This window comes from Nocardia sp. NPDC059195, assembly GCF_042754695.1.
Taxonomy (GTDB): Bacteria; Actinomycetota; Actinomycetes; order Mycobacteriales; family Mycobacteriaceae; genus Nocardia.
On record NZ_JBHZBG010000028.1, the window covers coordinates 1 to 24,068 of the forward strand.

Below are 24,068 nucleotides of genomic sequence, written 5' to 3' on the forward strand. Positions count from 1 at the left end.
CTGAGCCGAAGGCTCTAGTCTCGAGCGCTAACCGGCGGCCCCTTGGGGCCGCGGACACGCGCGCGCCAGCGCGCCAATAAACACAGCGTCAAACCGTCTGGGACTACCAAACCCCGGGTCCCCCCGACCACCCCTACAGCGCCCGCATCCACCCATGCGTATCAGCGAACGTACCCCGCTGAATTCCGGTCAAAGTGTCGCGCAGCGCCATCGTCACCTCACCCGGTTCCCCACCCCCGATGGCGAATTCCTCCTCCTCCGACTTCACCCACCCGACCGGCGTGATCACCGCAGCCGTCCCGCAAGCGAAAACCTCACTGATCTCACCGGATTCCGCGCCCTTACGCCATTCCTCCACCGAGATCTTGCGCTCCTCCACCGGATAGCCGGAGTCGGCAGCCAAGGTGAGCAGCGAATCACGGGTGATACCGGGCAGCAGCGAACCTGACAGCTCAGGCGTCACCAGCCGTGCCTCGGAGCCGGTACCGAACACGAAGAACAGATTGTTGGTGCCCATCTCCTCGACGTAACGACGCTCGCACGCATCCAGCCAGACCACCTGGTCACAGCCCTGATCAGTAGCCTGCGCCTGCGCGAGCAGCGACGCGGCGTAATTGCCCGCCACCTTCGCCTCGCCGGTACCGCCGGGGGCCGCACGCACGTATTCGGTCGACAGCCACACCCGCACCGGCTTCACACCACGCGGGAAGTAGGCACCGGCAGGCGAGGCGAGCAGCAGGTACTTGTACGCCGAAGCAGGCTTCACACCCAGGCCCGCCTCGGTGGAGAACATGAACGGCCGCAGATACAGCGAGTCCTCGCCACCGGCGGCGGGCACCCAGTCGGCGTCGACGTCGAGGAGTTGGCGCACGGATTCGACGAACAGCTCCTCGGGCAGCTCCGCCATCGCCATGCGCGCGGCCGAGCGACGGAACCGCGCGGCGTTGGCATCGATGCGGAAGGTCGCGATCTCGCCGTCGGGCTGACGGTAGGCCTTGAGCCCTTCGAAGATCGCCTGCCCGTAGTGGAACACCATCGTCGCCGGGTCCATCGAGAGCGGACCGTACGGCTCGACGCGCGCATTGCCCCACTGGCCGTCGGCGTAGTCGATCGACACCATGTGATCGGTGAAGAACCGTCCGAAACCGGGGGCCGCCAGTACCTCTTCCCGCTGCTGCGCCGGTGTGGGCGCGGGGTGCGGAATACGGGTGAACTGTGCGGCGACTGTCATGATGCGATCCTATCCGGGCTGATTTGGTGCTGTCTCGCCCCCACTACGGAGGAGTTACTTCGTCTTGGTGTCGACGAACGGCGGCTTGACGACCGTCGCGCGCAGCTTGCGTCCGCGCACGTCGACCTCCACCTCGTCGCCGGGTTCCAGCTTCGCGTCGGTGTCGAGCAGTGCCAGCGCGATGCCGACCTTCAGCGACGGCGAGAACGTCCCCGAGGTGGTCTCGCCGACCGGCTCACCGTCGCGCAGCACGGTCTGCCCCTGCCGCAGCACGCCACGATCCAGCGCTTTGAGCCCCATCAGCGTGCGGCGCGGGCCGTCGGCCTTCTCCTGCTCGAGCGCGGCCTTGCCCCAGAATTCCGGCTTCTTCCAGCCGACGGCCCAACCGGTGCGGGCCTGGTTCGGGGTGATGTCGAGGGAGAGTTCGTGCCCGTGCAGCGGGTAGCCCATCTCGGTGCGCAGGGTGTCGCGCGCGCCGAGCCCGGCCGCCTGGCCACCGGCCGCCTCGACCCGGTCGATCAGCGCACGGAACACCGGCTCCGCGTCAGCCCAGTTCGGCAGCAGCTCGTAGCCGTGCTCCCCGGTGTAGCCGGTCCGGCACACGCGCACCGGGCGGCCCTCCCACTCGGCGTCGGCGTAGGCCATGTACTCCATCTCGGTGGGCAGGCCGAGGGCCGTCAGCACCTCGGTGGCCTTGGGTCCCTGCACCGCGAACACCGCGTAGTCGCGGTGCTGGTCGGTCACGGTGATCCCGGCGGGGGCCACCTTCCGCAGCTCCGCGACGACCGCCGCCGTGTTCGCGGCGTTCGGCACGAGGAACACCTCGTCGTCGGTGACGTAGTAGGCGATCAGGTCGTCGATCACGCCGCCGTCTTCGGCACAGCACAGCGTGTACTGCGCCTTGCCCGGCCGGATCCGGCCCAGGTCGTTGGTCAGCGCCGAGTTCACGAACGCCGCGGCACCCGGCCCCGCGACCGTCGCCTTGCCGAGGTGGCTCACATCGAAGAGCCCGACCGTGGTGCGGACCGCGGTGTGCTCGCCGACCGTGCCGCCGTACTGCACCGGCATCTCCCACCCGCCGAACGGAGCGAAGGTGGCTCCGAGCTCGACATGAACAGCGTGGATGGGGCCCTCTAGCAGCGCGGTGTCGGTCATGGGCAGAGTTTATCGGGCGACACCGCCACCTCATCCTGCCCCCGCAATTGGGGGATCCGACCGGGTTTCGCGCATCGGCCGCCGGTGCGAGGATCGGGTCCATGAACATACGTAGATTCGGCGCCGCCGCGCTGCTCGCCACCGCATCCCTGCTCCTGGTCAGTCCCGGCGCGCACGCCGACACCGGCAGCGCCGATCCGCTCAACATGCTCCTCGGTACCTCTGGTTCGGGCGGACAGATCAATCTCGGCTGCATCATCGAGTCACTCTCGGGTGGACCGGCCACCGCGGACTGCAACCCACCCTCGATCCCGGTGCAGTAATACGGCCTCTCGACGTGGCACCGCCACCCCGCCATCGGGGGGGTGCGCCGGTGCCTCTGTCCGGGTCGAAAGATAGTGACGCCCAACGGCGGTAGGGTTCTGTCTGTGAGTGAGTTGCCCCGCGCCAGGTTCGGCCATGTCGCCCGGATGGACGACACGATGAGCCGAGCGGTGTCCCGTATCCCGGAATCGGCGGCCGATCGCGGCATACTGCGGTTGACCCGCTCGGCCAATACCGGCGGGCTGTGGCTGGCGGTCGCGGCGGCGCTCGCGGTGAAGCCTGGTCGCCCACGACGGGCGGCGCTGCGCGGCGTCATCGCGCTGGGTGGCAGCAGCTTCGTCGTCAACCTCGTGCTCAAGACGCTGATTCCGCGCCGGCGGCCACCGGCCGAACTGATGCCGCTCGGCCGCAGGCTGGTCGCCGCGCCGGTGTCGTCGTCCTTCCCGTCCGGCCACAGCGCCAATGCCGCGGCCTTCGCGACGGCCGTCGCCCTGGAGAGTCCGCGGACCGCGCTCGCCGTGGCGCCGGTGGCCGCCGCCGTCGCCTATTCCCGCATCCACACCGGCGCGCACTGGCCGTCCGACGTGCTGGTCGGCGCCAGCGTGGGCACCGCTGTGGCGCTCACTACCCGCCGCTGGTGGCCGATCCGCGAATCCGATGAGGCCGACGCGCACGTCGTGCACGACGCCCCGATCCTCGCCGAGGGCAAAGGCCTGTTGCTGCTGGTGAACCCGCGCTCGGGTGACTCCAGCTACGACCCCACCGACGACATCGCCGAGGCCCTGCCCGCGGCGACGCTGGTGCGCACCGAACCCGGCCGCGACGCCGTCGAGCTACTGCAAGAAGCCGTCGACGCCACCGTCGGCAGGGCGGAAAGCGACGACGACCGCCCGACCGATGACCGCGGTATCGCGGCTGGTCCGGAGAACCGCACCTCGGACCGCCCGACCGATGACCACGCGGCCGACGCGGGGAACCGCGCCTCGGTCCTCGCGGTCGGCGCGGCGGGTGGCGACGGCACCATCGCCGCCGCGGCGGCTGTCGCGGTCCGCAACAACCTGCCGCTGGTCGTCATCCCCACGGGCACCCTGAATCACTTCGCCCGCGACCTCGGCGTCTACGACCTGCGCGAGGTAGCCGACGCCACCGGCACCGGCGAGGCTGTCGAAGTCGACATCGCCGCAGTCGAATTCGACACCTCCGACGGCCCGCACACCCACCACTTGATCAACACCGCGAGCATCGGCGCCTACCCGGAGCTGGTGCGCCTGCGCGAGAAGTGGGAAGACCGCTGGGGCAAGTGGCCCGCCTTCGCCGCCGCCCTCGTCGTCACCCTGCACCGCGCGGAACCGATCCACATCCGCCTCGACGACCGCTGGCACGACCTGTGGTTCCTGTTCATCGGCAACGGCCCCTATCACCCGCACGGTGCCGTCCCCGCCTTCCGCTCCCGCCTCGACGAGGGCCTCCTAGACGTCCGCTGGCTCCGCGCCGACGTCCGTTTCTCGCGCACCCGCGCCGTGATCGCCCTGATGCTCGCCGCCATCGGCCACAGCCGCGTGTACGGCGAACGCCAGATGCACGAACTCACCGTCATCTCGAAAACCCCCGTCGCCGTGGCCGCCGACGGCGAAGTAGTCGGTATCGCAACCTCTTTCCGCTTCGCCATCGCGGGCCGGATCCCGGTCTACCGCCGCGACGAGGACAACCCTCGCTGGGAAAACCGCGCACGCCCCCACCACCGCCGACCTCTGGCCTGGCTCACCGACCGCCGCCGCTGACTTCCTCACAAACCCGTCTCGTCTCGATCACCATCGCCCACAACAACCTTGCGCCCCGAGCGACCGGTGCCGAGGATGGAGAGATGAGCTCGCCGGACGGTGGACGTCCGATCACCGCAACCGAAGCCACCCGTCGTTGGGACCCGTGGACCCCGAGCGTGGTCGCCGCGCGCCTCGCGACCTGTCCCGCACCGTGGGCCGTCGCGGGCGGCTGGGCACTCGATCTGTTCGCCGGTGCCATCTCCCGTGCCCATGACGACATCGAAATCACCGTCCCCCGAACAGCTTTCCCTCATATCGCGGCCGCTTTCCCCGAATACGAGTGGGACATCGTCGGCGACGGCCAGCTCTGGCCCTACCCCCTGGCCGCAACCCGCCTCGACCTCCACCAAACCTGGCTCCGCGACCCCTTCACCGGTGCGTTCCATCTCGACGTGTTCCGCGAGCCGCACGACGGCGACACCTGGATCTGCCGCCGCGATCCCACCATCACCCTCCCCTACACCGAACTCATCCGCACCACCCCCAACGGGATTCCGTATCTGATTCCCGAGGTTGTGCTGCTGTTCAAGGCGAAAGCCAACCGCCCCAAGGACGACAGCGACTTCCACCGCGTCATCGCATTGCTCCCGGAGCACCGGCTCGCCCGCCTCCACTCCTGGCTGACCCAGCTCCACCCGGACCACCCATGGCTGACCGAGATCTACGCGCCCGCCATCAGCTCATCCCCCACAGAATAGTTCGGCGCGCCGACGCCGAGGCGGCTGCGGCCCTGCCCGATCCGGTAGCTCGGCGCGATCCGAATTCAGTCGGTCATCCGACACCAACCTCTTCGATAGTCGGCCCAATCCTGTGGTGTGGCAGCGAAATCCACGTACATCGCCACACCGAAGTTCGCCCGGCTCACGTCGGTCCGGGTCAGCCCGAGGCGAATTCCGCGCACCGCCGCGGCGACGGTCTCGGCGGCTCCGTGATGACCTCGGTCGTCGGCCCAGAACGCGGGAGCTCCCATCAGCAGGTCGACGCCATCGGGTGTCACCTCGGCGGCCAGTTCGGTCTGCTGCGCCACATACCCGCTGTACAGAGCCCGCGTGGGCATCGCCGTGTCATACGACATCACCGCCACCTGATCGGATCGACGCGCCACCTCCGCGAAATAGGCCTGGCTCCACCATTTTCCGTGGTCGGCGACCGTCAACCCCACCGAATGTAAGCCTGGCAGCGGATCGATGACCGGTGCCGACACCGACAGCGGAACGCGCGCCGCGGAAGTCACGGCCCGCGTAGCGTCGAGCAGCGCGAGAAACCCCGGCGACCCCGACCGAATGGGCTCGAGGTCATAGTGCACGCCGTCGAATCCGTAGGCGAGCACCCGCCGTGCCGACGCAACCACCCGCTCGCGCGAGGCCGCCGATTCCACGTCCAGCCCATCGAATTCGGGCTGGACGATGTCGCCCAGCCATGACTGCACCCGAATACCCGGTAATCGCGCGTGCACGGCATCGACGAACCATTGCGCCCGCGGCGCCAATTCGTCGCGCAGACTCCCGTCGTGCTCCAACGGCCCCGTGTGCACATACAGATCCCGCACTCCGGTACCTGCCAGCAACTTCACGAGTCCGTCGATATCGGCATCGGTCTTACGTCCGTCCACCCAGGCATGCCCCAGCCAGACCGCGTCCTTGCCTCTGGTCCGCGCCTGTTCGGATTGATCGCCGATGTTGTGCACCAGCAGCGCCGCGACCACCCCCGCGACCGGTAGCGACACCACGACAACCAGCACGAGCGCGATCACCGCACCACGCACCCACCACGACCACGCCCGCCATTTCCCCCGCATCACTCCCCCTTGTTCGAGATCCCCCGATACTACTGACAGGTACCGACAAGCAAATTTCCGACAAATCACCCACTCGTGAAACACTGTGCGCCGCTGGAAGATCGAATGGAGCACAATGAAATACGTCGTAACCCTCGGGTCCGCCGCCATCGCGGCCTTCGCGTTCGCGATCGCCACGCCGACCGTGGCAGGAGCGCAGCCCTCGAACTGCCACGACTCCTACACCCCGTGCCTGCCCATCGTCAGTGATGTCGACTGCGAAGGCGGCAGCGGCAACGGGCCCGTCTACACCGGCCGGGTGACGGTGATCGGCCCCGATGACTACGGCCTCGACCGCGACGGGGACGGCATCGGCTGCGAGTGAACAGCACGAGGGGCGTGCGATGAACGACATCGCACGCCCCTCGCCGATCAACTACTCAGCGGTTGCCTTCAGGTCCCCAGCCCTGATCACCGGGCTTGCCCAGATCAGGACCGTCGGGGTACCCGGGTCCACCGGAACCCGGACCACCCGCGCCCGGACCGCCGTAGCCGGGCCCACCGGCGGGTCCGCCGTAACCCGGCCCGCCGTAACCCTGTCCACCTTCGGGCCCGCCGTAGCCGGGTCCGTAACCCTGTCCGCCTTGCGGACCGCCGTAGCCCGGCTGCCCACCGAATCCACCTGCGGGCCCGCCGTACTGCTGCGGGTATCCCGGCTCAGGAGCCGTCGGCGCGCCGGCGACCGGCCCACCGGTGACAACCCGGTACGCATAGGTCGAGGCGATGATCGTCAACGGAATGGTGACGAGCAGGCCGAGGCCACACAGCAGCGCACCGACGATATTGATACCGAACAGCGCCAGTGCCAGCAGCAGCAGCGTCCCCGCGTTACTCGAGATCGCCGAGAAGCTCGACTTGATCGCGGTGACTCCGTCTTGGTCGCGGTCGATCACGAACTGCATTGTCCACCAGGTGAAGAACGCGACAACAAGGCCCGGAATAATGCACAGCACCAGGCCGATACCGGTCGCCAGACCGACCAGCAAGCCGGCTACAATCACCGCACCGACATTGGTGAACTGGAAGAACGACCCGAATCCCGGCTTGTTCCCATCGGTTTCGTGCAGCGCGCCACGCACGAACGCCGCCGAGATCAGATATCCGACAATGGTGCTGACGATGGTGCCGATGATCTGCCAGATCCCGAACCCGAAACTGACACCGCCGTCCATATCGGTGTCGCCGGAGTTTCCGAGCCCGAACAGGAAGTTGATCGCCGCCTGGATCAGGAAGGCGATAACCACCATCCCGATCCACACGAGCGCGTTGTCTTTGAATTTCGTCCACCCGTAACCGATGGCGTCACCGACACTGAGCGTCGGTCCCGCCGGGGGGTAACCGGGTTGCTGCTGTCCATATGTCATCCGAATCGCTTCCCCTCATCGTTCGAGACGGCCGGTGGCCGCTCATATGAGTACTCCGATCCGACGTCACGGTCACGCCGACACAGCCGATCATGACATATGGAAAACGCTACGTGCCGGTGTTCTCGCGCTTCGGGAGTTTCCAGCCGGGGCGAGGAAAATGGCAGGTGTAGCCGTCGGGGTAGCGAATCAGGTAGTCCTGGTGCTCGGGCTCGGCGTCCCAGAATGCGCTCGCCGGGGTCACCTCGGTGACCACCTTGCCCGGCCACAGGCCCGAGGCGTCGACATCGGCGATGGTGTCGAGCGCGATACGGCGCTGATCGTCGTCGAGATAGAAGATCGCGGAACGGTAGCTGTCACCGAGATCGTTGCCCTGGCGATCCTTGGTGGTCGGATCGTGAATCTGGAACAGGAACTCGAGCAACGCGCGATAGTCGGTCCGCGCGGGGTCGTATTCGATCTCGACGGCCTCGGCGTGGCCCGGGTGATTGCGGTAGGTCGGATTGTCGTTGGTCCCGCCGCTGTAGCCGACCCTGGTGGCCAGCACGCCGGGCTGCCGACGGATCAGATCCTGCATGCCCCAGAAGCATCCACCGGCCAGAATCGCCTTACGAGTGTCGCTCACACATCCTCCTTCATGAGTGCTCAACGGTCGCACAGATCGGCCACAACCGTCTCTATGGAACACCGGTTTCAGCGCCGGAATTCCCGTCAGTATTGTTGCCGCCCGAGCGTTACCTCAGCAATGTCGGAGTGCACTTTCATGCCCGTTGAGAAGCAGGAGGAAGACGGCGCGATGCCACGGTTTGTCATTTCCCAGTGTTTGGCGATCGGATTGGCGGCAACAGCTCTGATGGGGGCGGCGGTGGGCAGCGCGGTGGCGCACCCCGGCGCCGACGACACGATCGCACAGGACGCAGCGCCCTGCGAAGGGGTACGACAGGCGCGGCAGAACGACCGGGGAGTCCGCGCGGCTACCCCGGCGGCGGCGGGCCAGATCGACGCGGTGCTGATCACCGCGACGAACCGCGTGCCGATCGCGGGCGGAAAGATCGTCCTCACCGGCATCGACGCGTGTGGCGACACTATTCACCGGCACCTGTCCACCGGCGCCAACGGCCAGGTGAGTTTCCGCGGTCTGCAACCCGGGCGCTACCAGCTCACCGCATACCGCAACGACTCGGCGGCGCGGTCGATCACCAAGGCCGATGTCGACCTGGCTACTCCGTCGCTCAAAACGATCCAGTTCACCGCCGACTGACGGTCGGGCCGGACTGCATTGTCCGGCCCGAAACCCGTTGACCCCCAGCGCGGTCGCATGTCCCGTGATACAACTCACCCCAGAGTGAAGAGGGGTGGTTTCCGTCATGGAACCGACAGCCGAACAGCGGGCCGCGCTGGGCATGATCTGCGATACGTTTGTCCCTGGCGACGGGCTCGGATTGCCCGCCGCGACCGAGATCGGCGCGGTCGACACGATCTTCCGCATCCTGGGTCGCAATCCCCGCGAAGCCGAAACGAAGCAGCTGGCAATGCTGTTGGGACTGTGGGATTCTCGTGTCTTCGGCCTGCTCACCGGCAGCGGCTTGCGCCGGTTCTCCACGCTCTCGCAGGAGCAGCGCGAGGCAGCCCTGCTGCGCCTCGCCGATTCCGGCCTCGCCCCCGCCCGGGCGATCTTCCAGGCGCTCAAGCAGGCCTCACTGCTCGCCTACAACGTGACTCCCGGACCCACCGGGACGAATCCGCTGTGGCAGGAGATCGGCTACCCGGCGCCGGTCGGGCGTCTCGAGGCCGCCCCGAAACCGCCGCTTTCGCCACTGCGGTTCACCGAATCCACCGCACTCGACTGCGATGTCGTAGTGGTCGGCTCCGGCGCCGGTGGTGGCGCCGCGGCCGCGGTACTGGCCGAAGCGGGCCTCGACGTGATCGTGCTCGAACGCGGAAACTATTACGACGACCAGGATTTCGGCAACGGCGAACTCGACGCCCTGACCAGCCTGTACGCACCCGGCCCGGCGGCGTCGGCGGAAGGCCAGATCACCCTCGTCGCAGGCACCTGCCTCGGCGGCGGCACCGTGGTCAACTGGAGCACCTCGCTGCCGACACCCGACACAGTCCGCGCCGAATGGGCCGAGACCGGTGTCCCGCAGTTCGCCGCCGACGAGTTCGGTGACGCGCTGGCCGCGGTACAGAAACGGATCAGCGTCACCGACCGCAAATCGCCGCTCTCGGCGCGCGACGGCATTCTCGAACGCGGCGCACGTGCGCTCGGCTGGGATGTGGATACGTTGCCGCGCAACGTCAGCGAGGCCTGCGATGCCGGAATCGAGTGTGGACGTTGCGGTTACGGCTGTCGCCTCGGCGCCAAGCAGTCGGCGACCAAGACCTGGCTCGCCGACGCGGCCGAGCACGGTGCGCGCCTGGTGGTGGACGCCGATGTCCGCGCGATCACCGTGAAAGCCGGTCGGGCCGAATCGGTTTCGGCGGTTACCGCCACGGGAGTCGAGATCACGGTGCGCGCCAAGGCGGTCGTGGTCGCCGCGGGCGCGATCCAGACGCCCGCGCTGCTGCGACGATCCGGGCTGCGCAACAAGAACATCGGACAGCATCTGCGCCTGCATCCGGCCGCGGCGGTCTTCGGCGTGTTCGAAGACGAGATCCGCCCCTGGGAAGGCGCGTTGCAGGCGCGCATCAGCAGGCACCACGCGAATCTCGACGGCAACGGCTACGGCGTGATCTACGAGACCGGCCCGATCCACCCCGGCCTGGCCACCGGCTTCATGAGCTGGCGCGGCGCGGCGCAACATCGTGCCGGCATGCTCGATTTCGCTCGCACGAACTCCATCGGCATCATCACCCGTGACCGCGACCCCGGCACCGTCTCGATCGACAAGTCCGGCGAACCGGTGGTGAAATACCAGCTGTCCGACTACGACGCCGCGCACTTGCACACCGGTATCGTCGGTGCCGCCTCCATTCTGGAAGCCGCAGGTGCCCAACGGATCTACTCCGGTCACCAGGCAGGCGTCTCCTTCGAACCCGGCATCCGCGGCTCGCTCGCCGAATTCGACGCCGCCGCCAAGAAGGCGGGTTACGGCCCCGGCCGCTGCTCGATGGGCGCCCTGCACATCATGGGCTCGGCCCGCATGGGTGGCTCGGCCGATGTCTCGGCGACCAACCCCGACGGCGCCACCTGGGACGTCGCCAACATCGTGGTCGCCGACGGCTCCACCTTCCCCACCGCCCCTGGTGTCAACCCGATGGTGACCATCGAAGCCATCGGCTACATGAACGCGAAGCGGCTCGCGGCCCAGCTGAGGTAGAGCACGGCGACCTGTGTGATGTGCCCCCGATGTGTAGCGGACACGTAATATGGTTGGTACACATGCGGTAGATCCGCCCATGGCCGGGCAGGTGAGAATTCGCGGAAAGGGCCGAGATGGACAAGGCGACGCAGTTGGTCGAGTTCGAGACCATGCTTCTCGGCCGCCACAGCCTGAGGTCGCGCCGTGGTGCCGACGCCATGGACCGCAGTGCCTATATCTTGCTGAGCCGGCTGCGGATGGGTGGCCTGATGTCGATCGGGCAGCTCAGTGACGCGCTGGGCTTGGATGCCTCGACCCTCAATCGGCAGACCGCCGCCATGATGCGGACCGGAGTGATCGAGCGGATTCCGGATCCCGAGGGCGGGATGGCGCGGAAGTTTCGGGTCACGGCCAAGGGTGAGCGCCGGTTGAATGCCGAACGGGCCTTGATCGTCGACGCGCTGGATTCGATCCTCGAGGACTGGGCGGCCGAGGATGTCGCCGCATTCGTCGGCTACCTGCGACGATTCAACACCGATATCGAACGCCGGTCAGGAGAGTACTGGCCACGGCCGCTGGCGACCATGCCCGCGGATCACTAGCGGCACTGCGACCGACATCACGATTGCTCGATCGGGTTCGCACGCCAAGAGATGTGTACGATACACATAGATTGTAGTATGCATACCTTGTGCTCTGTACATAACTTGCTGGTTTGTCGATAGGAGCGGTACGTGGGGATTTCGGAAAAGACGGCCCGACCCGGAGTGGTCGTGGGCGTCCTCGCGTTCGGCGGCACCGTCGCCGCGATTACGCAGACGGCGGTGGTGCCGATCATCGGTGAACTGCCGGCAATACTCGGCACCAGCGCCGCCAACGCCTCCTGGGTCATCACGGTGACGCTGCTCGTGGGAGCGGTATTCACCCCGGTCGCGGGCAAGCTCGGTGACCTCTACGGAAAACACCGCATGCTGCTGGTCTCCGGTGGATTTCTGATCGTGGGCGCCGCGATCGCGGCCATGTCCTCCTCGCTGGTGCCCATGCTGATCGGACGCGGAATCCAGGGCATGGGTGTCGGCTTGATTCCCTTGGGCATCAGCCTGATGCGCGATGTGCTGCCCGCGGAGCGGCTCGGTTCCTCGATCGCGCTCATGAGTGCCTCGCTCGGCGTCGGTGGTGCGCTGGGGCTGCCGGTGTCGGCCGCGGTCGCGCAATATGCGAGCTGGCGGGTCCTGTTCTGGGCCGCGGCGGCGCTGAGCGCGCTGGTGATGGTGCTCATCGCGACGCTGGTTCCGGCCGAGGCGAAGCGCGGTGACGCGGGTGGACGGTTCGATTTCGTCGGTGCGGTCGGACTCGGCGCGGGACTGGTATTCCTGCTCCTGCCGGTGTCGAAGGGCTCCGGGTGGGGCTGGACCAGCGCCACGACGCTCGGGCTGTTCGCCGCCTCGGCGGTGACCCTGGCCGCGTGGGGATGGTGGGAACTGCGGACCTCCGACCCGCTCGTTGATCTGCGCACCACGGCGCGACCGCAGGTGCTGCTGACCAATGCCGCATCCGTACTGGTCGGCTTCGCCATGTACGGCCAGGCGCTGATCGTGCCGCAGCTGATGCAGTTGCCCGCGGCCACCGGCCACGGCATGGGACAAACCATGCTGGGCATGGGCCTGTGGATGGCGCCGGGTGGCTTGATGATGATGGCGTTGTCACCGGCGGGCGCGAAACTGTCGGCCGCGCGCGGACCCAAGGTCACCCTCGCGGTCGGGGCACTGATCATCGCCATCGGCTACGGCTCCTCGGCGGTGCTGATGGGTTCGACCTGGGGTCTGATGACGATGGTCTGCATCACCAATATCGGTGTCGGCCTTGCCTACGGCGCCATGCCCGCCCTGATCATGGGCGCGGTGCCGCTGTCGGAAACCGCTTCCGCCAACAGCATCAACACGCTGATGCGCTCGCTCGGTACGTCGGTGTCGGCCGCTGTTGTCGGTGTGGTGCTGGCCAATATGACAACCGACTTCGCCGGGCATGCCGTACCCTCGGAGAGCGGTTTCCATGTCGGCTTGCTGATCGGTGCCGCGGTAGCGCTCGTGGCGGCCGGTATCGCCATGACCATTCCGCGCCGGACCGCCGATCCCACCGATCTCGATGCCGAACTCGCGACACTGTCGACACAGCCGGTGCCGGTGGCGAAAGCCTGACGAATTCCAGGCCGGCCTAGGACCGTTTGATCCCGGCGAGCACCGCCCGCAGGACGTTCACGTCCGGGGCGGTGCTCAGTTCGTTCCGTGGTGCGCGGGCGAGAAGTCGACCCTCGTCGATCAGGTCGCCGATGAGGACCTTCGTCGAGGTCAGAGGTAGGTGAAGATGTGCGGAAACCTCCGCGACCGACAGTGGGGTGCGGCACAACTCGACGATCGCGTCATATTCCGGCGCGAGCAGACGGGAGCGGGCGCCGGAGCGCGCGTCGACCAGCAGGGTGGTGAGGTCGAGGTCGAGGCGCCTGGCCTTGGCACGCCCGCCGGTGACGGCGTAGAGGCGGACCAGCGGGCCCGCCTCGTCCTCGTACCAGTGCTCGCGCTCGTCGCTCATGGCCGCGGCGAGATGGCGGGGAACTGGCCGGAGATCGCCGACTCGGGATCGCTCGCCTCGGCCAGCGCTGTCGGGATCAGCACCACGACCCGCACCCCGCCGTACACCGATTCCGCCATCCGTACCGAGATGCCGTGTCTGCCCGCCAGCGTGGCGACGACGAACAGCCCGAGCCGTGAGGTGCCGGCCAGCGTGCCGACGCTGAAAGCGGGCGGATCGGCCAGCATCGCGTTGCGTTGCGCCAGGTCGGTCTCCGCCATGCCGAGACCCTGGTCGGTGATCTCCACCGCGACACCGCGACCGACCACTCCCCCCGACACCACGACCTGGGTCTCGGGCGGGGAGAAGGCGGTCGCGTTGTCCATCAGCTCGGCGAGCAAGTGGATCACGTCGGCGACGGCATGCCCGGAGATCCGCACATCGGGCAGCTGCTTGGCCCCGATCCTGGTGTAGTCCAAGCTTTCCGCGATCGCGCCACGCACCAGCTCGAGCAGTGGGACCGGGTTGCGCCACCGGCGGCCGGGCTGTTCGCCGCCGAGGATGATGAGGTTCTCGGCGTTGCGCCGGGCGCGGGTGGCGAGATGATCGAGCTGGAACAGCAGATCGAGCTGATCGGCGTTGCTCTCGTCGCGCTCGGCGCGGTCGAGCAGGGCGAGCTGGCGGTGCACCACCACCTGGCTGCGGTGCGCGATGTCGAGGAAGACCGTGCTGATCCCCGCCTTGGTCTGCGCTTCGGCGACGGCGGCCGACATCGCCGCGACGTGGGCCCGGTTGAACGCCGCGGCGACCTGACCGAGTTCGTCGGTACCGAAGTCCAGCTGCGAGGCCTCCGTCGTGGTATCGACGCTCGCGCCGGCCGCGACTCGGCGCATCACCTCGGGCAGCCGCTCATCGGCCAGTTCGAGGGTGTCGTGGCGCAGCCGGTGCATTCGCGCGATGAACCGATTCGCCATCACCAACGCGATGAGGAACGCGGCCACGGCGGCGAACGCGATCAGCGCACCGCCGAGCAGCGCGCTGTCGGTGTCGCGTTCACCCTGCTGCCTGGCGATCACGTGGGCGTCCCCGCTCTGGTCTTCCCACAGTTTCTGCAACGCGAGGCCGACGTACCTCGACGCGTCCTGCCAGGTCGCCAGATCGATCGGAAGTTCTGTCTCCCTGTCTTTTTCGGATACCGGTCCGCGCAAGAGCAACGCGTCCTGCATCGCGATCACCTGCTGCCACTGCGGACTCGCGGTGATCTCCGAAAGCTGGGCCAGGCGGCGGCCTTTCAGCACCGTCGCGGAATAGGCGGCCTCACCACGGAATTCGCCGACCCGGCGGCCGAATTCGATCACCTCGGCACTACTCATCTCGCCGGCGGTCAACGCGACGGAACCGAGCGTGTCGGCTTGCGAAAGTGCCTCGGCCGCCCGCAATTGGTCCACGGCATAACCCAATTCGATACCGACTTTCGCCTCCGGCGCGACCCGGGCGGCCAGCATCGACGCGGCGATGATCGTGCCGATCACCCCGGTGTAGAAGGCGAAAACCTCCTCGGCGGGAATCTGCGTGGCTTCGACGCCGTCGCGCACGACCGGGACCATAGCGAAGAGCTTGTTATAGCCCTCGATATCCTCGCGGGAACCGTCGGGATTCAGCGCGCGGGCGGCGTCACCTTTCGCGATCACCGCGGCGAGCGCCTCATCGGAGCGCTGCTTGGCGGTGACCAGCGCTGGTGCCGACGGCAGGTCACCGGCCAGGCGCAACAGCGACAATCTGCGCTCTTCCTGGAACGCCGACACCATGAGAATCGCGGGCGCGGTGGTACTGCTCGCCAATTCGGCCCATTCGGTGGAATCCCTGGCCGAATTCACCAGATAGACCGCACCGCCGCCACCGACCACCAACAGCATGATGCTCGAGATGAGCACCATCGCCAGCAACCGGATACGCACACTGACCCGGCCACGAACACCGGTACGCCTGATCTTCAATTCTGATTCTTTCCACTCCCCGGAACGCCCCGGCGCCCCGCTGCGTGCAGATGCCGGTAATGGGCCACCCACCACGCGTGTCTCGCCGTGAGACTAACCGACTACCCGACCCTGCGTGTGATGTCGCCGAATGTCGAAACATGCGCTGTATCAGGCAAACTCGCAGCGACGCGAAATCGCGGCCGACCAGCGTCGTTATTGCGCCGCCGCGCGGACGCGATGGCTCGACAGGTGGCTCAGCACAGCCTGATTCGCCTCCCAGCCGTCGGGGAACTTCACCGGGACGCCGAGATGGACCGGGTCGGCGGAGGGGTGCGCGTCGAGGAGTTCCGGGATGCCCGCGCGGCCGACGAGGATGCAGGCGTGGCGGTGCCGGGAGGCCAGCACGCAGAGCCGGCCTGCCTCCAGGTGGAAGGCGCTCGCGTCGCGGCGCCCCGAAAGTGGGTGCAGCACAAGGGTTACGTCGTATTCGCGGCCCTGCAGACGGTTGGCGGTATCTACGGTGACGGGTTCGGCGCAGGTACCGCGCAGGGCGGTGCGGATGGCGTCGGCCTGGTCGCGGTGCGCGGTGCCGATCGCGACCCGGTCGATGGTCACCGGGTGACTGCCGGATTCGGAGTGCGCGGTGGCACCGCGTTCGATCAGCCTGGCCGCGATCGCGGCGATCGCGGCCACCGCTTCACGGTCGGTGCGCAGGGTGTGCCGGGCGGGCAATTCGTACCAGCCCCAGCCGGATTCGGCCGCCTCCTCCAGCACGGCGTCGATCGGACCGCCCATGCCGCGTGTCGTGAAGTCCATGCGCCGGTCACCGAAACCGGTGCCCGACTGGAATTCGGTGAAGGGATAGAACGCCTTCGACACCACCGGCGCCGCGGTGGCGGGCAGTCGCCACGACACCGGCAGCCGATGGGTGGGGATGTTGTCGTTGTTGGCCAGCATCACGCTGACGGCACTCATGGTCGGATCCCAGGTGAGACCGGCCCAGCGCGCGGTCTCGACGGTCGCGAACGGGTCGAGCTGCCCCGGATCACCCACGAACAGCCCACGATCGAACCGATTCGCGATGCGCAACAACATGTCCGAGCGCATCTGGTACGCCTCGTCGATGATCGCGTGCGACCAGCTGCCCTCGGTGATGGTGGCCCATTTGGCCGCGGTGCCGATGACGATGGTTCGATCCTCGAGGTCGCCCGGCTGCTTGGCGACCCGGACATTGCCGTGCCGGTCGACGCGGTCGCTCACGACGTAGGCGGCACTGGACAATCGCCCGATCCGCAGCGCGGGGTCGGCGACGGCCAGGCGGTCGATGAGGTCGTCGACCTGCTCGTTGGTCTGGGCGACGATCATCCGCTGATCGCCGTCCTCGGCGAGCTGGCGGGCCGCGCGCACGACCAGCGTGGATTTGCCCGCGCCGGGCGGGGAGTCGACCACGATCGCGCGATGGCTCTCGTCGCGCAGGTCGGTGAGAATTCCCGCGACGGCCTCGTCCGGTGTGGTCACTGGATTTCTTCCCCCTCGTCGTCGGTCGGCGGCGTCCATTCCGGCGGCGGACCACCGTGCGTCCACGGAGTCTCCTCGCGCGCGGGCAGATTCAGCATCCCGTTGAACGGCGTCGGTTTGAAGCGGGCGAAACCGAGGTCGTCGCCTTCCTCCGGGACACTGCCCGGTTCGGCGATGAGTTTGCGTCCCATCCCACCGGACAGTTCGAGAACCATGCTGTCGCCGTCGATTTCGACGACCAGCCCGGTCTGCTTCGGCCGTTCGACGCACGTCAGCTCTTCACCGACCACCGCGATGAACGGATCGGTGGTGCGAAGGTGGATGTGCGGGCGCAGTTTCGGACGCGACCCCGACCGGTCGAGGCGCTCCGGCTCACTGTGTACGACGGTGCCACGGAAAGCGGCGCCACTCACGCGATGTTCGAGCATGCGCAGCGGATCATCGAAAGCACACTGCGCCTGCAACGCTTCCGAAGCCCGTTCACGCTCCAGCAGCCTGCGCACCGCGGGGACGGCGGAATCGCGGCGGGCCTGCGGAATCCCCTCCGCGACATCGGCGGCGAAGCGGGAGAACGCACCGCGATCATCGGTCCACCGGTTCTCGACGCTGGCACCTTCCGGCAGTGCGCTCAGCAGCTCGATCGACCGCCACATCAGCTGCCAGGTGGGTTCGAGCTGGCCACGCAGGGAGCGCTCGAGCCGTTCGGCCGCAACGGATCTGGCCGAATCGTCGGGTGCGGCGTTGTAGGCGGCGATCAACGGCGCGAGTTCTTCGTTGTCGAATCCGGGGTCGGTGGCCGGACCCGCGGGCGGCGACAGCAGTGGGTCCTCGGCCAGGGCGGCGGCCTGCGCGCCGGTGCACCCGGGTGGCGGATCGATCCAGCCGAGCAGCGCCGCGAGATTGCCGTCTTCGAGGGTGGACTGACCCGAGGCCCAGTGCGCCGACAGCGCCGACGTCATCGCGGGTAGCACCGCCGAACCGGGATGTTCGGCCCGGTCACCGAACCAGGTGAGCCACCGTCCGAGCAGCGGAATCGACTCCGGCACCGGGTTGTCCCCGTCGACGCGGTGAAACCGCACCGAACGTCCCAGCAGCTTCAGGAAATTCACGCCGCCGGGATTGGGCGTCCACATCTGCGGAGCGTCCAGACACCGGGTGTAGGTCTCGCCCGCCTTGCTGGTGAGCTCCTCGGTGTCGACGAGGAACGCCGAAAGATAGGGCAGCACAACATCAGCCAGTTGCTCGATGAAGCGCAATCGCAGTACCCGGTCGCGCGGCTGCGGCACCGTCAACACGTTCTGATCCCCGGGCGAGGTGCCGATCATGATCGCCACCGGCGCCGCCGCCTCCCCCGCCAGCCGCAACGGGACCGCGACCAACGGCCGCTCGGCGAGCCGGATGTGGCGCACCGCCGCGGTCGCCTGCGCACGGCCCGCCCGCACGGCCTCGGCCTTGGCCAGGGCCGCCAGCACGCTCATCCGGCGATCTCCCACCGCAGCCGATGCGCGGTTCGCAGCATCGCGGTGATGTCGGCGTGCTCGGGGCCGGGTTCCAGTGTCCCGTCGGCCAGGCCGAGGACCGTGTGGATGTTCTCGATGCCACCCACCACATCGCATACCCCGCGTCCGAGCGCGTCCACCGAACCGCAGGTGCGGGCCTCGTCGCGGCAGGCGAACGCGAGCTCACAACTGGACATGCACTCGGGCGCGTAGCGAGCCGGAATGGCGGCGATCGTCTTCTCGAGGTTCTCCCCCGGCGCGAACGTGGCCTCGGGCGGCAACAGGTCGAGCAAATCGGGAATCGCGGTGAGCCGGGTCAATTGACGCGAGACCACGGCGAGCTGCTTGCGTAGATCCACGAGTTCGGCGGTTGGCCGATTCGAGAAATCCTTCGCGCAGACCAGAATCACATTGTGCGACACGATCTCCGGTGACTCGCCGATCTCGGCCATCAACTCGCGCAAGGCGATCACATACACCGCCGACTGTCGCGCGGCCGCCGCCACCTGGGCCGGATCGGCCTGCCCGTCGATGACCGGGAAGGCCTTGACCTCCACCACATGGAACTTGCCGTCCAATTGCACGGCCACCACGTCGGGTTCGAGATAGGCGGTGGCACCGGCGATATCGAGCCGCAGCATGGGGTGATCGAACAGGGTGCCGTCGCCCGCCGCGATCGTGTTCTTCAACAATTGCTTGGTGCGTTGATAGCGCACCGCGTTGCCGGTGTTCTCCCCCACCGAATTCAGGTCGTGGTAGGCGACTTCGGGAATCGTGAGGCCCAGTTTGTCGCGCAACAAGGCGAGCAATTCCGCGCAACCGTTCGCCTTGACCATCGCCTCGAAAGCGTTACCGCGGGTAATGGCGAACTGAGACTGACCGAATTGTGGTGGGAATCCGAGCGATTGGGCGATCACGGTTTTGTCCACCGCGGCCGCGTCGAGCAGGGCGCGGCGGGCACATCCTGGATTGGCCGTCAGCGCGGCGATGGTGCGGGCATTGTGCCTGGTCGCGGGGGCTTCACCGCGCAACTGGTCCAACTGTGCTGCGAGAGTGCTCATTCCACCTCGATTCGTCGCCGATCGGCTACGCCGAGCCGAACACCGAATAGTTGCGCGGCCGGATCCGCCAGCTGATCCGCCGCCCGTCGCGCGGCCGCGCGGCGCTGCCGCGCGTCCTCGTCCTCGTGCACCGCCAGCTCACGCCGCGCGGCCTCGATCACCTTCGCCGGGTCGAGTGCATCCGGGGCGGTGGAGATGCCAGGAATCGACACGGCGAGCCGCCACAGTACGCGCAATCCCGCCGTTTCCCCCGCAGGCTGCGCCGAAAGATGTTCGGCCAAGCGAATAGCCGAAACCAGCAGCCCCACCCGCGGACTCAACGGACCGACCATCCGCCTTTCCAGTGGCCACGAACTCACCGCCATCAACCCGCGGGCGGGCGCGAGCAGATCCGTGGTGAGCGCGGCGCACAGGTAGTACGGGCGCGCGTACGGCGCCGACCGGAAGGAACGTTCCTCGTCACGCCGCAGACTCGTCAGCCGGGCGGGCAGCAGCTCGCCGGAAAAGAACGCGTCATGTGTGGCGAGCACCAATTTCGGCGAGGACGGCACCGAAAGCAAGGTCAACGCGCGATGCACATGTTCACGTACCGGCACCCCGGGCGCCTCGGCGGCCTCATCCGGAATCGACCCGAGAACCGCCGCATCCCAAGCCAATTCGGCCCGGCGCAATTCCGCGCGCAATTGCCGAGCCCCCGCCCGATCCCCACCGGCAGCGGCCCGTCGCACCTCGGCCCGCAAACCGGAGATGCGCACCTCCAGCTCCTCGGCCGAGTCCGTCACGAGTCGGAGCGTATCCACAGCTACCAGTATTGTCCAGTAATTCCCAGTATCCGCCACCGAACCCCTCGACCTTGTTCGTGGGCCTGAGACCAGGCCGGTTGCTGCTCGAGGACCGACGCGCACGAGGCCATAGACACCGTGCCGGAGGTTGATCAGGGCCATCCGTCACCAAGAACACGCGAGGCGGTGTCCCTATCGTTGCTCGCAGGGGCCCGACATCGAAATCGTTACGCCGACAACAGCGATAGCAGCGCGGACACGATTTGATTTATAGCTTGATGCTACTGTTCGAGTGTGCAGCTGCGCTACCAGTACCGCGTATATCCGACCTTGGCCCAGCAAGACGCGCTGGCCCAGGCATTCGGCTGTGCCCGTGTCGTTTTCAACGATTCTCTGCGGCTGCGGCAAGACACGCACGCGGCAGGGGCCCGCATCTCCGATACTGATGTCCAGAAGCAGGTAGTCACCACAGCAAAGAAGACCCCTCAACGCGCGTGGCTGGCCGAAGTGGCCTCCGTGGTATTGGTGCAGGCATGTCAAGACGCACGTCGGGCGTACCGCAACTGGTTCGATTCGCTGTCCGGCAAACGCAAAGGCCGCAAGCTGGGGGCGCCCCGATTTCGGTCCCGCAAAGACCGCCGCCAATCGATTCGACTCACTCGCAACGGGTTCCGGGTACGAAGCAACCGTCGCCTATACGTGGCGAAAGTCGGGGAATTGGAGGTGCGGTGGTCTCGCAACCTGCCCTCGGAGGCATCGAGTGTCACGATTATCCGCGACTCGTCAGGCAGGTTCTTCGCGAGTTTCGTGGTCGCAGTCGACTCAGCGCCACTACCGGCGACCGACAGCGCCGTGGGTATCGACCTGGGACTGGCTACGTTCGCGGTGTTGTCGAATGGCAAGGCGATCACCTCGCCGAGGTTCCTTCGAAGAGCCGAACGGACGCTCCGCAAGGCGCAACACTGCCTGTCGCGCAAGCAGAAGGGCAGCAGCAACCGGGCCAAGCAACGAGTCCGCGTTGCGAAGGCACACGCCAACGTGGCTGATTCCCGCCGGGATTGGGCGCACAAACAATCCACGATGATCATCCGCGATAACCAAGCGGTGTTCGTCGAGGATCTGTGTATCCGAGGAATGGCGCGGACCAGGTTGGCAAAGTCGGTCCACGATGCCGGTTGGGGCATGTTCACCCGCATGCTGGAGCAGAAGGCAACCCGGTACGGGCGGGTCTTCGGAAAGGTCGACCGGTACTATCCGTCGAGCCAACTCTGCTCGACATGCGGGGTCTGCGACGGCCCGAAACCGCTGTCGAACCGAGTGTGGGAATGCAAGGCATGCGGCGCGGTCCATGACCGCGACCTCAACGCCGCGATCAATATCTACGCCGCAGGACATGCGGAGTGGTTAAACGCCTGCGGAGGGGCTGTCAGCCTTTCCGCCTAGCGGGAAGCGAGCCCCTGTGAAACAGGAACCCACCGGAGCGGCGCACGACGCCGTGGGAGGAAGCCCGGTCGTTCGCGGCCAGGCGGATGTCAAAGCTGTTGCAGATCGTTCACTCGGACCGGAATTGGCGCGCACCGAAACCATCGCCGCGGACACCGACGTGCTGGTGATCGGGTTGACGTCCTCGGAGAACGGACCGGCCATCGTCCCCGCCGACCTGTTCGGCGACGTGCTCACCGCCGAGGTTCGCGCGGAACTGCTGGACGCTCTCGGCTCGGTCGGCGCCAAGGGCAAACCCGAGGAACTGACCCGGGTGCCCGCGCCGGCGGCGCTGGCCGAGGTCACCAGTGTGCTCGCCGTCGGACTCGGCGCGGCCGACAAGATCGACGCCGAACAGGTGCGCCGTAGCGCCGGTGTCGCCGGGCGCGCGCTCAGCGGTACCGAACTCGTCGCCACCACCCTGTCCGGCATCGATCTCGGTGCCGCGGCCGAAGGTTTCTACCTCGGCGCGTACACCTTCCCCACCTTCAAGTCCAAGAGCGCGCCGAAGCCGGATGAGCGGCCGGTGGTCCGGGTCGAATTGCTGGTTCCCGAACCGGAATTCGGCACCCTCGAGCTGCTGCGCGCACAGCTGGTCGCCGAAGCCATCGCCACCGCCCGCGATTTCGTCAACACCCCGCCGAGCGCGCTCTACCCCGCCGAGTTCGCCGACCGGGCCCGAGTACTCGCCGAAGCGGCGGGCCTCGAGGTCGAGGTGCTCGATGAGAACGCCCTCGCCGCGGCGGGCTATGGCGGCATCATCGGCGTCGGCCAGGGGTCCTCGCGCCCGCCGCGACTGATCCGGATCACCTACGCGGGCGGCCCGAAGAAGATCGCGCTCGTCGGCAAGGGCATCACCTTCGACACCGGCGGCATCTCGATCAAGCCGGCCGCCAACATGGAGAACATGACCTCCGACATGGCGGGCGCCGCGGCGGTCATCGCGACCGTGCTGCTGGCCGGGCGCCTCGGCCTGCCGGTCACCGTCACCGCGACCGTCCCGATGGCCGAGAACATGCCATCGGCTACCGCGCAGCGCCCCGGCGACGTGCTCACCCAGTACGGCGGCACCACCGTCGAGGTCATCAACACCGACGCCGAGGGTCGCCTCATCCTGGCCGACGCCATCGTGCGCGCGGTCGAGGACGAGCCCGACTACCTGATCGACGTAGCCACCCTCACCGGCGCGCAGATGGTCGCGCTCGGCACCCGCACCCCCGGCGTGATGGGCACCGAGGAATTCCGCGACCGCGTCGCCGCGATCTCGCGTTCGGTCGGCGAGAACGGCTGGGCGATGCCACTTCCCGCGGAACTGCGCGCCGACATCAACTCCAAGGTCGCCGACCTGGCGAATGTCGCACCGCACCGCTGGGGCGGCATGCTCTCGGCCGCACTGTTCCTCAAGGAATTCGTGCCGGAGGGCTTGCCGTGGGCGCACCTGGATGTCGCAGGTCCGGCCTACAACACCGGTGGCCCGTTCGGCTATATCGGCAAGGGCGGCACCGGCGTCCCGGTGCGCACACTCATCACCGTGATCGAGGAGATCGGCGCGGAGTAGTCAGTCCCCCAGCTCGGCTTCGCGAGCCCGCCGCTGCTCGATGCGGCGGCGGGCATCGAAGTCGCGCATGCGTTGCGGATAGCCGGTGCGGTTGACGTCGTAGACCGGAATCTTCAACGCACCGGCCAACCGGCGCGCGCCCTTCTCGCCGACGATGCGACGGGTCCATTCACCGTCGGCAGCCACCAGCACTGCTGTGACATCAGTCACAGTCGTTTTGGGTTCGACGAAGGCCTCGACCCCGCGACGCGTCCGCGCCCAGTCCGCCAAGGCGCTCACCTCCGACGCGCTCTCGCGACCGGCTGACCTGCTCGCACCGCGCCCACCACGGAAACGATCCAGCAAACCCATCAGGCTCGACCTCCTACATTCCGGCGGAATTCTGCTCACCGCCGTACATTCCATGGTGCCAGCTTCGCCCGGATCGCCGCCCTGCGCTACACCCGCGACGGACGAGTGCAAGGATGGTTGCCGGAACAAGAACCAACGTTTCCCGGGTGCTCCGCCGAGACCGGCGGGGTGGACGAAAGCCGCGACCCGCGACGGATGTCCGCCGGGTACACACTCGACAGGAGTCAGAGG

22 protein-coding genes are annotated in these 24,068 nt (G+C 67.5%); 10 read left to right on the top strand and 12 right to left on the bottom strand.

Features of this window, described 5'->3' with window-relative positions:
- Window positions 1-133: 133 nt before the first annotated feature.
- Window positions 134-1,231 carry a branched-chain amino acid aminotransferase gene (locus ACFXKN_RS27035; RefSeq protein WP_379434051.1) on the bottom strand — a complete coding sequence of 366 codons (1,098 nt, stop codon included), beginning with the start codon at window positions 1,229-1,231 and terminating at the stop codon, window positions 134-136.
- A gap of 54 nt (window positions 1,232-1,285) precedes the next feature.
- Window positions 1,286-2,386: a glycine cleavage system aminomethyltransferase GcvT gene (gcvT, locus tag ACFXKN_RS27040; protein ID WP_378964250.1), complete on the bottom strand. Its 1,101-nt coding sequence runs from the start codon at window positions 2,384-2,386 to the stop codon at window positions 1,286-1,288.
- A 101-nt stretch (window positions 2,387-2,487) separates the two neighbouring features.
- Here gcvT and ACFXKN_RS27045 point away from each other — a divergent pair, with 101 nt between their 5' ends.
- The 3 genes from ACFXKN_RS27045 to ACFXKN_RS27055 all read left to right on the top strand — a co-directional run bounded on the left by ACFXKN_RS27045 (window position 2,488) and on the right by ACFXKN_RS27055 (window position 5,231).
- Window positions 2,488-2,709 (top strand): hypothetical protein, encoded by a 222-nt coding sequence (locus ACFXKN_RS27045; RefSeq protein WP_379434052.1) that lies wholly within the window; start codon window positions 2,488-2,490, stop codon window positions 2,707-2,709.
- A 105-nt stretch (window positions 2,710-2,814) separates the two neighbouring features.
- On the top strand, window positions 2,815-4,491 hold the full coding sequence (locus ACFXKN_RS27050) for a phosphatase PAP2 family protein (protein WP_379434053.1): 1,677 nt from the start codon (window positions 2,815-2,817) through the stop codon (window positions 4,489-4,491).
- Window positions 4,492-4,574: 83 nt separating this feature from the next.
- Window positions 4,575-5,231: a nucleotidyltransferase domain-containing protein gene (locus tag ACFXKN_RS27055; RefSeq protein ID WP_379434054.1), complete on the top strand. Its 657-nt coding sequence runs from the start codon at window positions 4,575-4,577 to the stop codon at window positions 5,229-5,231.
- A gap of 65 nt (window positions 5,232-5,296) precedes the next feature.
- On the opposite strand, the gene ACFXKN_RS27060 is transcribed toward ACFXKN_RS27055, so the two are convergent.
- Window positions 5,297-6,331, bottom strand: a complete 1,035-nt coding sequence (locus tag ACFXKN_RS27060) for a hypothetical protein (RefSeq protein ID WP_379434055.1) — start codon at window positions 6,329-6,331, stop codon at window positions 5,297-5,299.
- A gap of 115 nt (window positions 6,332-6,446) precedes the next feature.
- Between ACFXKN_RS27060 and ACFXKN_RS27065 the strand changes: the two genes are divergently transcribed.
- Complete coding sequence (locus tag ACFXKN_RS27065) at window positions 6,447-6,695, top strand: hypothetical protein (protein WP_378964280.1); 249 nt, start codon at window positions 6,447-6,449, stop codon at window positions 6,693-6,695.
- 55 nt (window positions 6,696-6,750) lie between these two features.
- On the opposite strand, the gene ACFXKN_RS27070 is transcribed toward ACFXKN_RS27065, so the two are convergent.
- Window positions 6,751-7,734 (bottom strand): hypothetical protein, encoded by a 984-nt coding sequence (locus ACFXKN_RS27070; protein WP_379434056.1) that lies wholly within the window; start codon window positions 7,732-7,734, stop codon window positions 6,751-6,753.
- A gap of 109 nt (window positions 7,735-7,843) precedes the next feature.
- A complete protein-coding gene (msrA, locus tag ACFXKN_RS27075) occupies window positions 7,844-8,359 on the bottom strand; it encodes a peptide-methionine (S)-S-oxide reductase MsrA (RefSeq protein WP_379434057.1) in 516 nt (171 codons plus the stop codon).
- Between the two features lie 138 nt (window positions 8,360-8,497).
- Between msrA and ACFXKN_RS27080 the strand changes: the two genes are divergently transcribed.
- The 4 genes from ACFXKN_RS27080 to ACFXKN_RS27095 all read left to right on the top strand — a co-directional run bounded on the left by ACFXKN_RS27080 (window position 8,498) and on the right by ACFXKN_RS27095 (window position 13,237).
- The gene (locus ACFXKN_RS27080) at window positions 8,498-8,995 is read left to right on the top strand and encodes a hypothetical protein (RefSeq protein WP_379434058.1); all 498 of its coding nucleotides are present in this window, start codon (window positions 8,498-8,500) and stop codon (window positions 8,993-8,995) included.
- A 106-nt stretch (window positions 8,996-9,101) separates the two neighbouring features.
- Window positions 9,102-11,057: a GMC family oxidoreductase gene (locus tag ACFXKN_RS27085; protein ID WP_379434059.1), complete on the top strand. Its 1,956-nt coding sequence runs from the start codon at window positions 9,102-9,104 to the stop codon at window positions 11,055-11,057.
- Between the two features lie 116 nt (window positions 11,058-11,173).
- Window positions 11,174-11,641, top strand: coding sequence for a MarR family winged helix-turn-helix transcriptional regulator (locus ACFXKN_RS27090; RefSeq protein ID WP_378964307.1), 468 nt, complete (start codon window positions 11,174-11,176; stop codon window positions 11,639-11,641).
- 132 nt (window positions 11,642-11,773) lie between these two features.
- Entirely contained in the window at window positions 11,774-13,237 is a 1,464-nt protein-coding gene (locus ACFXKN_RS27095) for an MFS transporter (protein ID WP_379434060.1), read from the top strand.
- Window positions 13,238-13,253: 16 nt separating this feature from the next.
- On the opposite strand, the gene ACFXKN_RS27100 is transcribed toward ACFXKN_RS27095, so the two are convergent.
- The 6 genes from ACFXKN_RS27100 to ACFXKN_RS27125 all read right to left on the bottom strand — a co-directional run bounded on the left by ACFXKN_RS27100 (window position 13,254) and on the right by ACFXKN_RS27125 (window position 20,446).
- On the bottom strand, window positions 13,254-13,628 hold the full coding sequence (locus ACFXKN_RS27100; RefSeq protein ID WP_379434061.1) for a DUF742 domain-containing protein: 375 nt from the start codon (window positions 13,626-13,628) through the stop codon (window positions 13,254-13,256).
- On the bottom strand, window positions 13,625-15,604 hold the full coding sequence (locus ACFXKN_RS27105) for a nitrate- and nitrite sensing domain-containing protein (RefSeq protein WP_379434062.1): 1,980 nt from the start codon (window positions 15,602-15,604) through the stop codon (window positions 13,625-13,627). The genes ACFXKN_RS27100 and ACFXKN_RS27105 overlap by 4 nt, the downstream gene beginning before the upstream one ends.
- Before the next feature lie 195 nt (window positions 15,605-15,799).
- A complete protein-coding gene (locus ACFXKN_RS27110; RefSeq protein ID WP_379434063.1) occupies window positions 15,800-17,104 on the bottom strand; it encodes an AAA domain-containing protein in 1,305 nt (434 codons plus the stop codon).
- Window positions 17,101-18,582, bottom strand: coding sequence for a hypothetical protein (locus ACFXKN_RS27115; protein ID WP_379434064.1), 1,482 nt, complete (start codon window positions 18,580-18,582; stop codon window positions 17,101-17,103). Before ACFXKN_RS27115 ends, ACFXKN_RS27110 begins: the two co-directional genes overlap by 4 nt.
- Complete coding sequence (locus tag ACFXKN_RS27120) at window positions 18,579-19,664, bottom strand: hypothetical protein (RefSeq protein ID WP_379434065.1); 1,086 nt, start codon at window positions 19,662-19,664, stop codon at window positions 18,579-18,581. The genes ACFXKN_RS27115 and ACFXKN_RS27120 overlap by 4 nt, the downstream gene beginning before the upstream one ends.
- Window positions 19,661-20,446, bottom strand: coding sequence for a hypothetical protein (locus tag ACFXKN_RS27125; protein ID WP_378964344.1), 786 nt, complete (start codon window positions 20,444-20,446; stop codon window positions 19,661-19,663). Before ACFXKN_RS27125 ends, ACFXKN_RS27120 begins: the two co-directional genes overlap by 4 nt.
- A 294-nt stretch (window positions 20,447-20,740) precedes the next feature.
- On the opposite strand from ACFXKN_RS27125, the gene ACFXKN_RS27130 reads away from it, so the two are divergent.
- Together ACFXKN_RS27130 and ACFXKN_RS27135 are read left to right on the top strand one after the other, a co-directional pair.
- Complete coding sequence (locus ACFXKN_RS27130) at window positions 20,741-21,889, top strand: RNA-guided endonuclease InsQ/TnpB family protein (protein ID WP_379434066.1); 1,149 nt, start codon at window positions 20,741-20,743, stop codon at window positions 21,887-21,889.
- Window positions 21,890-22,013: 124 nt separating this feature from the next.
- Window positions 22,014-23,486, top strand: coding sequence for a leucyl aminopeptidase (locus tag ACFXKN_RS27135; RefSeq protein ID WP_378964353.1), 1,473 nt, complete (start codon window positions 22,014-22,016; stop codon window positions 23,484-23,486).
- Here the strand turns inward: ACFXKN_RS27135 and ACFXKN_RS27140 are convergent, their stop codons facing one another.
- Window positions 23,487-23,837, bottom strand: coding sequence for an oxidoreductase (locus tag ACFXKN_RS27140; RefSeq protein ID WP_378964357.1), 351 nt, complete (start codon window positions 23,835-23,837; stop codon window positions 23,487-23,489).
- Between the last annotated feature and the right edge of the window lie 231 nt (window positions 23,838-24,068).

What these genes read in the sequence shown, in the direction of transcription:
- ACFXKN_RS27035 (WP_379434051.1), bottom strand. Translation starts at nt 1,231, where the DNA reads ATGACAGTCGCCGCACAGTTCACCCGTATTCCGCACCCCGCGCCCACA.
- gcvT (WP_378964250.1), bottom strand. Translation starts at nt 2,386, where the DNA reads ATGACCGACACCGCGCTGCTAGAGGGCCCCATCCACGCTGTTCATGTC.
- ACFXKN_RS27045 (WP_379434052.1), top strand. Translation starts at nt 2,488, where the DNA reads ATGAACATACGTAGATTCGGCGCCGCCGCGCTGCTCGCCACCGCATCC.
- ACFXKN_RS27055 (WP_379434054.1), top strand. Translation starts at nt 4,575, where the DNA reads ATGAGCTCGCCGGACGGTGGACGTCCGATCACCGCAACCGAAGCCACC.
- ACFXKN_RS27060 (WP_379434055.1), bottom strand. Translation starts at nt 6,331, where the DNA reads ATGCGGGGGAAATGGCGGGCGTGGTCGTGGTGGGTGCGTGGTGCGGTG.
- ACFXKN_RS27065 (WP_378964280.1), top strand. Translation starts at nt 6,447, where the DNA reads ATGAAATACGTCGTAACCCTCGGGTCCGCCGCCATCGCGGCCTTCGCG.
- ACFXKN_RS27070 (WP_379434056.1), bottom strand. Translation starts at nt 7,734, where the DNA reads ATGACATATGGACAGCAGCAACCCGGTTACCCCCCGGCGGGACCGACG.
- ACFXKN_RS27080 (WP_379434058.1), top strand. Translation starts at nt 8,498, where the DNA reads ATGCCCGTTGAGAAGCAGGAGGAAGACGGCGCGATGCCACGGTTTGTC.
- ACFXKN_RS27085 (WP_379434059.1), top strand. Translation starts at nt 9,102, where the DNA reads ATGGAACCGACAGCCGAACAGCGGGCCGCGCTGGGCATGATCTGCGAT.
- ACFXKN_RS27090 (WP_378964307.1), top strand. Translation starts at nt 11,174, where the DNA reads ATGGACAAGGCGACGCAGTTGGTCGAGTTCGAGACCATGCTTCTCGGC.
- ACFXKN_RS27100 (WP_379434061.1), bottom strand. Translation starts at nt 13,628, where the DNA reads ATGAGCGACGAGCGCGAGCACTGGTACGAGGACGAGGCGGGCCCGCTG.
- ACFXKN_RS27115 (WP_379434064.1), bottom strand. Translation starts at nt 18,582, where the DNA reads ATGAGCGTGCTGGCGGCCCTGGCCAAGGCCGAGGCCGTGCGGGCGGGC.
- ACFXKN_RS27120 (WP_379434065.1), bottom strand. Translation starts at nt 19,664, where the DNA reads ATGAGCACTCTCGCAGCACAGTTGGACCAGTTGCGCGGTGAAGCCCCC.
- ACFXKN_RS27140 (WP_378964357.1), bottom strand. Translation starts at nt 23,837, where the DNA reads ATGGGTTTGCTGGATCGTTTCCGTGGTGGGCGCGGTGCGAGCAGGTCA.